This is a genomic window from Candidatus Binatus sp. (assembly GCF_030646925.1).
In the GTDB taxonomy this organism is placed as follows: domain Bacteria; phylum Desulfobacterota; class Binatia; order Binatales; family Binataceae; genus Binatus.
This window is the reverse complement of the sequence record NZ_JAUSKL010000028.1, coordinates 23,742-35,239: the sequence shown is the minus strand read 5'-3', so window position 1 is coordinate 35,239 and position 11,498 is coordinate 23,742. Positions and strand designations below refer to the sequence as shown.

Genomic DNA, 11,498 nt, shown 5'->3' with positions numbered 1-11,498 from the left:
CTAGCAGGCTGTTGAAAAATACAAATTGTTGGATTTAGCTACACACTTACTGATCTCGAATGATCTCAAGAGGCTTGTACGCTTCGCGATTGGAGGCGAATTTTCCAAATTCACCCTTTAATCAACATCCTGCTAAGGGATCCGAATCTACTACCTGTTGATTGATCGAAGCTGGGCTTGTGGAACGCGGAATACACCTTTGATGCAATCGGGGTTCCGGACGGCAATCTGGATGTGGGTCCTCTCGTAAAATCCCGAGCCTTTGTAGACCGGGAGGCCTTCGATGAAGACGCCTTTCACCGCATCGATCGGCTGCTCGCCCCGATCGGCGCGGATGGTGTGGACCATTTGAATCACGGCGCAATCCAATCGGCGCAGCAAGCCGTCGCCCGCATTCTGAGGCAGTTTGAAGCGGCCGGCCGCAGCGAGTTCCGCGAGAGTGCGGTAAGCTGTACGCACTTGTTCGACACCAGCAGTGGTCGTTAGATCAAGGCACCCGCCAAGCGAAATTACCGCGCCGATAGCAAACGGTCTTCGTATATCGGACGTCCGACGTTTCTTGGCCTCGCGAGCGAAGTCGAAACCACGTAGCGGGTTCGCTTCCCAGAAATAGATCCCCGGACCAAGCCAATCGTAGTCGTTGTTGCTTTGCTTGAAGGATTCGCCCTTGAGGATTCGCTCGCCCACGGCACTATCGCATCCGTGGTAGCCGAGAACGAAACTCGCAGCCAGTTGATGCAACGGAGCGGAGGCGATTGCTCGTTAGGACCGGTAATTCTTGGTGAGCTTGCCGGACTTAGTGTAGATTCCCGATTCAACGAGAACCCTGATCGCAGACTGTTTGGAGCGTGTCGCACGCTTTGTGAACTCAGCGGCTGCCTCACGGAAGCGTTCAACCGCTTCGCGGCTACTTAAGTCCGCAGAGCCCGACGCGCCGGCGGGGATCTTCTTCGTAGTCATACGACCGGTATCCGTGCCATGAGGCCTTCTATCAAGCATGTCAGGTCCGAGAATGTTTATTGGTTGCGGGGGAAGGATTTGAACCTTCGACCTCCGGGTTATGAGCCCGGCGAGCTACCAGACTGCTCCACCCCGCCCGCGCAGTGTATCTGCCGTCTGGATCACCGGTCAATACGACAGAAGATTTCGCAAGCGGGCGTGCGCAAATTTGAATTCGCAATCGTCGCCGCGATCGGCAAATCGCGCGATTACGGCTTCGAGGTCAAATCGCCCTTGCCGGTCGCGAGATCGACCGGGACTGAAAGATGCTCGTGCGCAATCAGCCATTTGCCGTCTTTCTTCGCATAGCCGTCGGTCGCCCGCAGCGTCATGTCCAGCGGCGCGCCCTTCGTCGGGCAACTCAAGTGCTGAATCTCGTGGCCGTAACCGACGTTGCCTTCGGCGACGATCGTCATCTCGGTCAGTTCCGCTTTCATCGGCCCGGTACATCCGCCGAGAACGCCCTGCCAGTCTTTTTTGTACGCTTCCCAGCCAAGGTATTGACGCGGCGGAATCACGTCGAACACCACCAGCGTCGGACTATTCTCGTAAACGGCCATCAAGGCGTCGACATCCTTGGCTTCGAGCGCCTTCACGTAATTCTGCTTGAGCGCCTTTATTTCCGTTTGTTCCGCTTCACCGGCGCGCGCGAGCGTCGCTAATCCACAAAGCATTACGATGCCGACCGACGCCGCAAGCAACGAAGAAACCTTTTTCATCGCGATATCCTTTGCGCCATGTTCGCTGATTGGATGATCGCTTCATCCGATAGCAAGCGCGATCGGGCGAAGTCAAATCACTTCACGATGCGGAATCCCATGTGCGTCGTTGCCTGAAAAATTACCCGGCGAGAATTCGAATGTTGCAGTCGCGATGATGCTTGCCGAATTCGATTATTTCCTTTTCGGCCGCGTTCGCATCGACCTTGGCGTCGGTCAGCATCAGTTGCCTGGCCGCGGCGGGGTCAACGCCGTCGGCTTCGACATCGAGGTTGTGGTCGTCACAGATGATAAATGCCATGTTCGCGGAACTCCTGATCCGACCAAAGTATAAGATGGCGCAACGCGTGTCAGCCTCGCGGGCCGAAGCGTCGCGGCGAGAAAATTTTTGCGCCCGCCTTTCACGCTGAACGCGCAACTTGTGGTAAGCATCAGCGACAAGTGCCAAAGCGGGAGTGATCACATGAGTCTTAAAGGCAAAGCTGCCGCGATCGGAATCGGCGAACTGAAGCCGGTCAAAGAGCCGGGCAATCTGACGCCGCTCGGCCTGATGGGGCGAGTTGCGGCCGAGGCGATCGCGGATGCGGGTCTCGAAAAAAAGGACATCGACGGATTTCTGGTGGGCGTGCCGTTCGCGGATCCCGGCATGATCTATCCGGCCAGCGCCGCGGAAGTGCTCGGCCTCAACGTGCGCATGCTGAACCAGGTCGATATCGGCGGCGCAAGTCCAGCCGGGATGATCTGGCGCGCGGCGGCGGCGATCGATGCCGGGATGTGCAACGCGGTGCTGTGCCTGGTGGCCGATCTGAATGCGCGCGGAGATCAGAAGCCGCCGGTGATTTCGGTGCAGCGCGAGTTCGAGGCGCCCTACGGCAACGTCGGCGCGAACTGCGGATACGCGATGATCGCGCATCGGCATATGTACGAATACGGCACCACGGCGCGCCAGATGGCGAAGGTCGCAGTCGATCAACGCGCCAACGCGCTCAAGAATCCGCTCGCGACCTTCAACGACAAGGCGCTCACGATCGACGACGTGCTGAACTCGCGCATGATCGTCGATCCGTTGCATCTGTACGAGATCGTGAGCCCGGTCACCGGCGGCGCCGCAATTATCGTCGCGTCGCCGGACGTCGCGAAGCGCTCGAAGAACACGCCGGTGTGGCTGATCGGCGCCGGCGAGTACGCGAACCATTCAACGATCACATACGCGCCGTCGCTGACGGAATCACCGGTGAAGCCCGCCGCGGAAGCGGCCTTCAAAATGGCGGGGCTGCAGCCGAAGGATATGCACCTCGTCTGTCCGTACGACTGTTACACGATCACGGTGATCGTCACGCTCGAGGACGCGGGCTTCTGCAAGAAGGGTCAGGGTGGACCGTTCGTCGCGGAACACGACCTGACTTATGCGGGCGATTTTCCCTGCAACACGCACGGCGGCCAACTCTCGTTCGGCCAGCCCGGACTCGCGGGCGGCATGAGTCACGTGACCGAAGGCATCCGGCAATTGATGGGGCGTGGCGGTGAGCGGCAAGTCAAAAATGCGTCGCTCGCATACGTCAATGGCAACGGCGGAATAATGAGCGAGCAGGCGAGCCTGATCCTGGAGCGACGATCATGAGTGAGTATTTCAAACCGCTACCGAAGCCCACGCCGACCAGCCGTCCGTTCTGGGAAGCGGCCAAGCGCCACGAACTGACTATTCAACGCTGCGGCGCGTGCCAGAAGTTTGTCTATTATCCGCGCGATCGATGCCCGCACTGTTTCGCGGATAAGCTCGCCTGGCAGCGCGTCAGCGGCCGCGGCAAGCTGCATAGCTATACGGTGGTGCGGCGCGCGTCGATCCGATCCTTCGGCGACGCGCCCTACATACTTGGTATCGTCGAACTGGATGAAGGCCCGCGCATGACGACCAATATCGTCGCGGCGCCGGAGAAAGTTCGGGTCGAGATGCCGGTCGAAGTTTATTTCGACGACGTGACGCCGGAGCACACGCTGGTGAAATTCAAACCCGCCTAGCGCGCGCCGCCGCCGCGACCTTAGCGGGCATCGTGATCTTCGCGAATCATCCGGGTGCTTTCGTCCGGCGTGCGAAGTCCCGACTTCAACATTGCCTGCCGGAGTTCATGGATTGTAAGCCGCTTCGGTTCACTGGCCTCTTCAAGCAAGGTCATCAGTTCTCCCTGCAGCGAACGATGATTGGCAGCCGCACGCCGCCGTAACCGCGCGACGATTTTGTCGGGAACCTTTTTGATCGTCAGAGTCACCGGCATCGGCTTTTCTCCAAATTGGATGCAATTTGGAACCACTATAGACTCTTGCTTTCTATCGGACAAGCTGGAAACTGTTACGCGAGCAGGACCGCGACGATGCCGGTCAGGAAGATGCCGTCGAAGGTGCCTGCGCCGCCGATCGACGCGACCGGTGCGCCCAAGCCGCTCAGCTTCCTGAGATTCAGCAGGTCGGCGCCGATCAGCGTGCCCATCACGCCGCTTACAAATGCGACCGCGTCAGCGTGATGCGTCGAGGCGCCCAGAAAATAGCCCGCCGCCGCGGCGACGATCGGCGGGATGAACATCGGCGTCGCGATTCCCATCCCGGGGATCGGCCGCGCGAAGCGATGCACTATCAAAGTGACTATTGCAATACCTATCAACGTGGGAGGGATGATGCCGGGCGAGTGCATCAGAACGTAAATTGAAATGAGTATTGGCACGACAGCGCCGCCGACGTTGATTGCGACGATCGTCGAGTCAGCCGGATAGCCGGTCGGCACGCGGTAGCGCACGCCGAAATTGTTCACCACTGCGGGCGCGCGGCGGCTGCCAGCCGCGATGCGAGTAATCGGGATGTTGATGTAGCTGCCGACAAGCGCCGTGAGCAGCGCGAAAAATGCAAGCTCGGGCGGCAATCCAAGCAACTGGAATGCGTAGTTGATGACGTGGATTTCAACCAGGATAAAAAGAAACGCGAGCGCGAAGAAAAACAGTATCGCGTAGAAGATCAGGAACGGCGCGAATAGCATCGCGCGATCATAGCAAGCGGCGGATACGGTAGGTATCGGCTATTGATGCCGGAAGCGCGGGATGAAACGGCTCCGCGAGCCGAACAAACCCTGATAGGCGCCGCCGAGCGCGCGCTCTTCCGCCGGTATCCTTACTGCGAGCACGAAGGCGTTTGCGATCGAAAATACGATCGCGGTGACGAGCGCGCCGCCGATCATCGGCACCGCCGCGATCTCGATCACCACGGCGAGATAGTTGGGATGGCGCATGAAGCGGTAAGGGCCGCCGGTCACCGGCGTCCGTGCGGGATCGACGATGATGCGCGTATTCCAGCGCTCGCCCAGCGTCGAGACCGCCCAGTAGCGGAGCAGTTGCGCGCATAGTTCGGCGCCGAGCGCGATCCATGCGACCGCGGGTGAAAAATGCGTTGGAAAGAAAATCGCTTCGAGCGCGCACGACGCGATGAATAGCGTGTGCATCGCGACCATCACGCGATAGTGCGCCTGTCCGACTTCGATTGCGCCGTGCTCGAACGCGTTGCGCGCGTTGCGCCGCGCCAGATCGAGTTCGAAGAATCGCTCGATCACCAGTATCGACAGCAGGATCAGATAAGTGCGGAGCGAAATCACCACTTCAGCAAGACCAGTTCGACGGAAAATCCCGGGCCCATCCCGATCACCATACCGTAATCGCCCGGGTCAGCGGCGCCTTCGTCGATTAGATCGGTGAGCGTGAACATCACGGATGCCGACGAAAGATTTCCGACCGACTCGAGCGATTTCCAAGACCTTGCGAGCGCGCCTTCGGGCAACTCGAGCGACGACTCGACCGTGCGCAGCACTTTGGGGCCGCCGGCATGCGCGATCCAGTGGCGGATGTTCGCGCGCTCGAGATTCTGCGCCGCCAGAAACGAATCCACTTCGTCGCGGATGTGCGCGGCCACCAAATCGGTGAGCTTCGACGACAACACGATCTTGAATCCGCTATCAACGACTTCCCAGCCGAGTATTTCCTCCGTGTTCGGGAACAGCAGCGACCGTGTCGCGATGACCTGCGGCCCCTTGCCGCCGGCGCGATCATTGCCGCTGAAAATCATCGCCGCCGAACCGTCGCCGAAGAGTCCCGACGCGATGATATTCGCGATCGATAAGTCTTCGCGCTGCAGCGTGAGCGAGCACAATTCGATCGACAGCAGCATCGAGACGTCGTTGGGAAAAGCCCGCACATAGTCGGATGTCCGCGCCATCCCGGTCGCCCCGGCGACGCATCCTAGGCCGAAGATCGGCGTGCGTTTCACATCCTTGCGCATCCCGAGCGCGCTGATCACGCGAGTGTCGATGCTCGGCGTGGCGATGCCGGTCACTGTGACGAAGAACAGGTGATCGACGTCGCGCGGTTCGAGGCCTGCGCGATTGAGCGCCGCGCGCGCGGCTGCGGTGCCGACTTCCGGCGCAACGCGCATCCAGGCCCTGTTGGTTTTCGCGAAGGTGTCGAGCGGGATGTAAGCCTCGATCGGCAGCGCCAGGTGGCGGCCCGTGATGCCGAGCGCGCCTTGAATCTGATCGAAGCGGCGGAGGTCCGAGTATCGCGCTTGCCAGAGTTCGCGCAGTCTCGCGGTTAGATGTTCCTGGTCAACATAGTTGGGCGGCAGCGCCGTACCGGCGCCGATCAAACGGGGTGCAATTTCGCTATTCATTTGCTCGTGCAGTCAACGCGGGGGCTGACGGCAATTTCAATTCTCCTTCGTTCGACTCGGAGGGCCGTTTTGCACAAGCCAATGAACCGACGCGGGCAATATAATTTCACATGCGGCCTTCGGCTGCCACTTTAACGGCAGACTCGACAATAATCTATCGGGCGCGCGACGCTTCGGATAAAATCTCGCACCACTATGGATTCCGAAAAAACGCGCAGAGTTGCTTGCGATGCTGGCCCGCGAGTCCTACTTCGAACGACAACTGACGCTCGCGTCGGGGCGGCCGTCGCGGCGCGATAGTCGTCGCGCCAAAGAAATCTGCGCAAGTCATGTCCCGCGACATCAACGGCGCGACGGTTCTGACCGCGATTTTTGGCGATCCGGTCGAGCATTCGAAATCGCCCGCGATGCATAATGCGGCATACGCGGCGCTCGCGATGAACCGCGCATACGTGGCGTTCCGGGTGCGCCGCGAGAACTTCGCGGCGGCGCTGCGCGCGATCCCGGCGCTCAATATTGCCGGCGTCAATCTGACCGTGCCGCACAAGGAATCCGCCGCCCGCCTGATCAGGAATCTGAGCGCCGAGGCTCGGTTGCTGGGCGCGGTCAATTGCGTCATCAATCGGCGCGGCGATCTTTACGGCGACAACACCGACGCGCGCGGGCTCGAGCGCGATCTGCGCGAGCTGAAATCCCATCTGCGCGGCGGCCTCGCGATCGTGATCGGAGCGGGCGGCGCGGCGGCGGCGGCGGTGCTCGCATGCCAGCGGATCGGCGCGCGCGAGATCGCGATCTGCAATCGTACGATTGCTCGAGCGCGCGCGCTCAAGAAACGGATGACGCGGCCTCGCGCTTCGGCGATGCTGACGTTCGGACTCGACGCGCTCACCGACGCTGAATTGCTGCCGCGCGCCCGCATCGTGGTCAACGCCACGCCGATGGGCCTCACGACGCCGCAGTTCGCATCGCTGGACTACGACGCGACGCCGACCGATTGTCTATTTTACGATTTGATCTATGCTGCGCAGGCGACCCCGTTCCTGCGGCCCGCGATTGCGCTCAAGCGCCGCGTTGCCGACGGAGCCGGGATGCTGATTAATCAGGGGGAGCTGGCGTTCAAACTGTTCAATCGAATCGCGCCGCCCGCGGGAGTGATGAAGGCGGCGCTGCTTGAGAGCCTCGGCCGAAACCATCTCTAACCAGTACGCCAGGAGAGTGCGCGATGCCGCACGGAATCGATCATATCATCATCAACGTGAACGATTACGCGGCGGCGAAGTATTTCTACTCGTGGCTGATGCCGCAGATTGGCTACCCGACCGTGACTACGATCGAGGATCCGCCGCCGGAGAGCAGCGCGGGATTTATCGGCGCGCGCGGTTCGTTCTGGATTCGGCGATCGGACCCGCAGTTTCGCGCCGATAACTTTCATCGGCATCGCGTGGGACTATGCGAGATCGCGTTTGCGGCCGATAGCCGGCATCACATCGACGAACTGGCGAAGCAGATCTCGGCGCACGGCGGTCACGTCACCGATCTGCCGCGCGAGTACGCTTACGTCGCAGGCTACTACGCGGTGTTCTTCACCGATCCGGACGGGATGAAACTGGAGTTGGTGCACATCCCGCGCTAACGCGGAATGTCGCGCACGCCGCTACGCGATCAGCGCGAGCGCGCGCTTGGCGAGGCCTGCGCCGCCGACCGCCGCGAGTGGCCCGATCAATTCCGGCTGCACGATCGCAAGCCCAACCGCGACGATCGCGGCGCCCACAATGCCTATCGCGATCAGCACGTGGCGGCTGCGCAGATGAAACGTCCAGCGCTCGCAATCCTCGCAGTAGCTGGCCTTGAATCCTTCACCGGTTGCGCACGAATGACACGCCATGTCGAATACTCCCTGCGGCGCGCGGGCTAGCCGAACATTTCCTTGAGCTTATCGACGAAGCCTTTCGAGAGCGGATGATTGATCGCTTTGCCGTCAAGGTGCGCGAACTCCTCGAGCAGTTCGCGCTGCCGAGCGGTGAGGCTGCGCGGCGTCTCGACCACAACCTTGATCAATTGATCGCCGCGGCCGTAGCCGTGCAGATCGACGATACCCTTTCCCTTCAACCTGAGAATCTTGCCCGACTGCGTGCCCGAAGGAATCTTGAGCTTCAGCTTGCCGTCGAGCGTCGGAACTTCGATCTCGGTACCGAGCGCGGCTTGCGGAAAGCTGATCGGCACTTCTATGATGACGTCGTTGTCCTGGCGTACGAACAGGCGATGCTCTTTGACGTGGATCACGACGTAGAGATCGCCTTGCGGCCCGCCACCGTAGCCCGCTTCACCCTCGGCGCGCAACTTGAGGCGCGAACCGTTGTCCACGCCGGGAGGAATTTTCACGGCGAGCGATTCAGCCTTGCGCAGCCGCCCCTGGCCCTGGCACTTGGGGCATGGGTCGGAGATGATCGTGCCCTCGCCGCGGCACTGTCCGCACGTCGTCGATATCGAGAAAAATCCCTGCTGAGTGCGAACCTGCCCGCTGCCGCGACAATTGGGGCATTGCTGCGCTCCGCTCGTACCGGCGCGAGCGCGAGTACCGTTGCACGCCTCGCACTGGGTCAGGCGCTGAAACTTGACGACCTTTTCGGCGCCGTGGGCGGCTTCTTCAAAATCGACTTCGAGGTCGTAGCGCAGATCGTCGCCACGGCGAGTACGCGAACGCGATCGTCCGCGGCCGGTGCCGAAGAAATCACCGAAGATGTCCGAGAAGACTTCCTCGAAGCCCTGGCTGAAGTCGAAACCGCCAAATCCGCCTGGTCCATTCGGACCCTGGAAAGCCGCATGACCGAAACGATCGTACTGCGCGCGCCGCTCCGGGTCGGACAGGATTTGGTAGGCTTCGTTGAGTTCCTTGAATCGCTCCTCGGCTTCCTTGTTGCCGGGGTTGCGATCGGGATGAAACTGAATTGCGAGCCGTCGATACGACTTCTTTAACTCGTCGTCACCGGCTTTGCGATTGACGCCCAGTATTTCGTAATAGTCGCGTTTGTTAGCGGCAGGCATTTCGGAGGCATTCTACGTCATAGCAGGCGCGGATGCCATTATCATGGTGGAAACAATCGGGGCCGCCAGTGGCGACCCCAATTGAGAGGTTATTGATCTTTGACTTCCTTGAAGTCCGCATCGACGACATCTTCCTTCGCGCCAGCGCCACCTGCCTGGCCGTGTTCCGGACCACCCGCGCCGCCGCCATCGGCGCCGCCTGCCCCCTGGCCCGCTTGCCGGGTCTTGCTGTACATCGCCTCGGCGAGCTTGTGCGATGCCGCGGACAGTGTCTCCGCCGCGCGATTGATCTCGTCGGCATCCTTGGATTCGAGCTTGGTCCGCGCTTCCGCGAGCGCATCCTCGACTTGCTTGCGCGACGCCTCATCGAGTTGCTCGCCGTAGTCCTTGAGCGTCTTCTCGGTCGTATAAATCAAATTGTCGAGCTTGTTCCGCGCCTCGGCCTGCTGCCGGCGAGCATGATCGTCGGCGGCGTGCGATTCGGCCTCGCGCACCATCTTCTTGATCTCTTCCTCGCTCAAGCCCGACGACGCGGTGATGCGAATCGACTGCTCCTTGTTGGTGCCGAGATCTTTTGCATGCACGTTGACGATACCGTTCGCGTCGATATCGAACGTCACCTCGATCTGCGGCAGGCCGCGCGGCGCGGACGGAATCCCGATCAAATCAAACTGGCCGAGCAGCTTGTTGTCCGACGCCATCTCGCGCTCGCCCTGGAACACGCGAATCGTAACCGCCGTCTGATTGTCCTGCGCAGTCGAAAACGTTTGGCTCTTGCGGGTGGGAATCGTCGTGTTCTTTTCGATCAGCTTGGTGAACACGCCGCCGAGCGTCTCGATTCCGAGCGATAGCGGCGTCACGTCGAGCAGCAGGACGTCCTTGACTTCGCCCTTCAGCACGCCCGCCTGGATTGCCGCGCCGATCGCGACGACTTCGTCCGGATTGACGCCCTTGTGGCCTTCCTTGCCGAACAGTCGCCGCACTCGCTCCTGCACCGCCGGCATCCGGGTCATCCCGCCGACCAGCACGATCTCGTTGATGTCGCTGGCCTTGAGGCCCGCATCGCGGAGCGCGGTCGTGCACGGCGCGTCGAGCCGATCGAGCAGATCGGCGCAGAGCACTTCGAGCTTCGCGCGCGAGAGCTTGATGTTCAGATGCTTCGGTCCGGACTGATCCGCCGTCACGAACGGCAGGTTGATGTCCGTCTCGGTCACGGTCGAAAGCTCGGTCTTGGCCTTCTCGGCCGCTTCCTTCAGGCGCTGCAAAGCCATCCGATCCTTGCGCAGATCGATTCCCTGGTCCTTCCTGAATTCGTCGGCCAGGTAGTCAATGATGCGCTGATCGAAATCTTCGCCGCCCAGGAACGTATCGCCGTTGGTCGCCTTGACTTCGAATACACCTTCGCCGAGTTCGAGAATCGATACGTCGAACGTACCGCCGCCGAGGTCGAACACGGCGATCTTCTCGTCCTTCTTCTTGTCGAGGCCGTACGACAGCGACGCGGCGGTCGGTTCGTTGATGATGCGCAGCACGTTCAGGCCTGCGATCCGGCCCGCATCCTTGGTTGCCTGCCGCTGGCTGTCATTGAAGTACGCCGGGACGGTGATCACCGCCTCGGTGACTTTCTCGCCGAGATAGTCCTCGGCCGTTTGCTTCATCTTTTGCAGGACGAACGCCGAAATTTCCGCGGGGCTGTATTTCTTGCCGCGGATTTCCACCCACGCCGCGCCATCGTCATTCTTGGCGACCTTGTAAGGCAGCACCTTAAGCGCCTTCTGCACTTCAACGTCGTCGAAACGCCGGCCCATCAGGCGCTTAATCGCGAAAACCGTGTTGGTCGGATTGGTAATCGACTGGCGCCGCGCGATTTGCCCAATCAGCCGTTCGCCCGCTTCGGTGAAGGCCACCACCGAGGGAGTTGTGCGGCTACCTTCTGAGTTCGCGATTACGACTGGATCGCCGCCTTCCATCACCGCGACGCAGCTATTCGTGGTGCCCAGATCGATTCCGATTACTTTTGCCATTTTCCTAAAG

14 protein-coding genes and 1 tRNA gene are annotated in these 11,498 nt (G+C 60.7%); 4 read left to right on the top strand and 11 right to left on the bottom strand.

Annotated features, from left to right (window positions below):
• Positions 1-150: 150 nt before the first annotated feature.
• The 4 genes from Q7S58_RS04055 to Q7S58_RS04040 all read right to left on the bottom strand — a co-directional run bounded on the left by Q7S58_RS04055 (position 151) and on the right by Q7S58_RS04040 (position 2,019).
• Positions 151-687 carry a hypothetical protein gene (locus Q7S58_RS04055; RefSeq protein ID WP_304821090.1) on the bottom strand — a complete coding sequence of 179 codons (537 nt, stop codon included), beginning with the start codon at positions 685-687 and terminating at the stop codon, positions 151-153.
• A 333-nt stretch (positions 688-1,020) separates the two neighbouring features.
• Positions 1,021-1,097 (bottom strand) — tRNA-Met (locus Q7S58_RS04050).
• Between the two features lie 111 nt (positions 1,098-1,208).
• Entirely contained in the window at positions 1,209-1,718 is a 510-nt protein-coding gene (locus tag Q7S58_RS04045) for a nuclear transport factor 2 family protein (protein ID WP_304821089.1), read from the bottom strand.
• A 121-nt stretch (positions 1,719-1,839) separates the two neighbouring features.
• The gene (locus Q7S58_RS04040; RefSeq protein WP_304821088.1) at positions 1,840-2,019 is read right to left on the bottom strand and encodes a hypothetical protein; all 180 of its coding nucleotides are present in this window, start codon (positions 2,017-2,019) and stop codon (positions 1,840-1,842) included.
• Between the two features lie 162 nt (positions 2,020-2,181).
• Here Q7S58_RS04040 and Q7S58_RS04035 point away from each other — a divergent pair, with 162 nt between their 5' ends.
• Both Q7S58_RS04035 and Q7S58_RS04030 read left to right on the top strand, forming a co-directional pair.
• A complete protein-coding gene (locus tag Q7S58_RS04035; RefSeq protein WP_304821086.1) occupies positions 2,182-3,339 on the top strand; it encodes a thiolase family protein in 1,158 nt (385 codons plus the stop codon).
• The gene (locus tag Q7S58_RS04030; RefSeq protein ID WP_304821084.1) at positions 3,336-3,737 is read left to right on the top strand and encodes a Zn-ribbon domain-containing OB-fold protein; all 402 of its coding nucleotides are present in this window, start codon (positions 3,336-3,338) and stop codon (positions 3,735-3,737) included. The genes Q7S58_RS04035 and Q7S58_RS04030 overlap by 4 nt, the downstream gene beginning before the upstream one ends.
• A 20-nt stretch (positions 3,738-3,757) precedes the next feature.
• Here the strand turns inward: Q7S58_RS04030 and Q7S58_RS04025 are convergent, their stop codons facing one another.
• The 4 genes from Q7S58_RS04025 to Q7S58_RS04010 all read right to left on the bottom strand — a co-directional run bounded on the left by Q7S58_RS04025 (position 3,758) and on the right by Q7S58_RS04010 (position 6,419).
• Positions 3,758-3,991 (bottom strand): hypothetical protein, encoded by a 234-nt coding sequence (locus Q7S58_RS04025; protein WP_304821082.1) that lies wholly within the window; start codon positions 3,989-3,991, stop codon positions 3,758-3,760.
• A 74-nt stretch (positions 3,992-4,065) separates the two neighbouring features.
• Positions 4,066-4,743, bottom strand: a complete 678-nt coding sequence (locus Q7S58_RS04020) for a DUF1614 domain-containing protein (RefSeq protein WP_304821080.1) — start codon at positions 4,741-4,743, stop codon at positions 4,066-4,068.
• 39 nt (positions 4,744-4,782) lie between these two features.
• Positions 4,783-5,352, bottom strand: a complete 570-nt coding sequence (locus tag Q7S58_RS04015) for an isoprenylcysteine carboxyl methyltransferase family protein (protein WP_304821078.1) — start codon at positions 5,350-5,352, stop codon at positions 4,783-4,785.
• Complete coding sequence (locus Q7S58_RS04010; protein WP_304821076.1) at positions 5,349-6,419, bottom strand: type III polyketide synthase; 1,071 nt, start codon at positions 6,417-6,419, stop codon at positions 5,349-5,351. The genes Q7S58_RS04015 and Q7S58_RS04010 overlap by 4 nt, the downstream gene beginning before the upstream one ends.
• A 329-nt stretch (positions 6,420-6,748) precedes the next feature.
• Here Q7S58_RS04010 and aroE point away from each other — a divergent pair, with 329 nt between their 5' ends.
• Together aroE and Q7S58_RS04000 are read left to right on the top strand one after the other, a co-directional pair.
• Complete coding sequence (aroE, locus tag Q7S58_RS04005; RefSeq protein WP_304821073.1) at positions 6,749-7,618, top strand: shikimate dehydrogenase; 870 nt, start codon at positions 6,749-6,751, stop codon at positions 7,616-7,618.
• A gap of 23 nt (positions 7,619-7,641) precedes the next feature.
• Positions 7,642-8,052, top strand: a complete 411-nt coding sequence (locus Q7S58_RS04000; protein ID WP_304821071.1) for a VOC family protein — start codon at positions 7,642-7,644, stop codon at positions 8,050-8,052.
• Between the two features lie 21 nt (positions 8,053-8,073).
• On the opposite strand, the gene Q7S58_RS03995 is transcribed toward Q7S58_RS04000, so the two are convergent.
• The 3 genes from Q7S58_RS03995 to dnaK all read right to left on the bottom strand — a co-directional run bounded on the left by Q7S58_RS03995 (position 8,074) and on the right by dnaK (position 11,488).
• Complete coding sequence (locus Q7S58_RS03995) at positions 8,074-8,304, bottom strand: hypothetical protein (RefSeq protein WP_304821069.1); 231 nt, start codon at positions 8,302-8,304, stop codon at positions 8,074-8,076.
• Positions 8,305-8,330: 26 nt separating this feature from the next.
• A complete protein-coding gene (dnaJ, locus tag Q7S58_RS03990; protein ID WP_304821067.1) occupies positions 8,331-9,464 on the bottom strand; it encodes a molecular chaperone DnaJ in 1,134 nt (377 codons plus the stop codon).
• A gap of 89 nt (positions 9,465-9,553) precedes the next feature.
• The gene (gene dnaK, locus Q7S58_RS03985) at positions 9,554-11,488 is read right to left on the bottom strand and encodes a molecular chaperone DnaK (RefSeq protein WP_304821065.1); all 1,935 of its coding nucleotides are present in this window, start codon (positions 11,486-11,488) and stop codon (positions 9,554-9,556) included.
• Between the last annotated feature and the right edge of the window lie 10 nt (positions 11,489-11,498).

What these genes read in the sequence shown, in the direction of transcription:
- Q7S58_RS04030 (WP_304821084.1), top strand. Translation starts at nt 3,336, where the DNA reads ATGAGTGAGTATTTCAAACCGCTACCGAAGCCCACGCCGACCAGCCGT.
- Q7S58_RS04010 (WP_304821076.1), bottom strand. Translation starts at nt 6,419, where the DNA reads ATGAATAGCGAAATTGCACCCCGTTTGATCGGCGCCGGTACGGCGCTG.
- Q7S58_RS04000 (WP_304821071.1), top strand. Translation starts at nt 7,642, where the DNA reads ATGCCGCACGGAATCGATCATATCATCATCAACGTGAACGATTACGCG.
- dnaK (WP_304821065.1), bottom strand. Translation starts at nt 11,488, where the DNA reads ATGGCAAAAGTAATCGGAATCGATCTGGGCACCACGAATAGCTGCGTC.
- dnaJ (WP_304821067.1), bottom strand. Translation starts at nt 9,464, where the DNA reads ATGCCTGCCGCTAACAAACGCGACTATTACGAAATACTGGGCGTCAAT.
- Q7S58_RS04045 (WP_304821089.1), bottom strand. Translation starts at nt 1,718, where the DNA reads ATGAAAAAGGTTTCTTCGTTGCTTGCGGCGTCGGTCGGCATCGTAATG.
- Q7S58_RS03995 (WP_304821069.1), bottom strand. Translation starts at nt 8,304, where the DNA reads ATGGCGTGTCATTCGTGCGCAACCGGTGAAGGATTCAAGGCCAGCTAC.
- Q7S58_RS04035 (WP_304821086.1), top strand. Translation starts at nt 2,182, where the DNA reads ATGAGTCTTAAAGGCAAAGCTGCCGCGATCGGAATCGGCGAACTGAAG.
- Q7S58_RS04040 (WP_304821088.1), bottom strand. Translation starts at nt 2,019, where the DNA reads ATGGCATTTATCATCTGTGACGACCACAACCTCGATGTCGAAGCCGAC.
- Q7S58_RS04025 (WP_304821082.1), bottom strand. Translation starts at nt 3,991, where the DNA reads ATGCCGGTGACTCTGACGATCAAAAAGGTTCCCGACAAAATCGTCGCG.
- Q7S58_RS04020 (WP_304821080.1), bottom strand. Translation starts at nt 4,743, where the DNA reads ATGCTATTCGCGCCGTTCCTGATCTTCTACGCGATACTGTTTTTCTTC.
- aroE (WP_304821073.1), top strand. Translation starts at nt 6,749, where the DNA reads ATGTCCCGCGACATCAACGGCGCGACGGTTCTGACCGCGATTTTTGGC.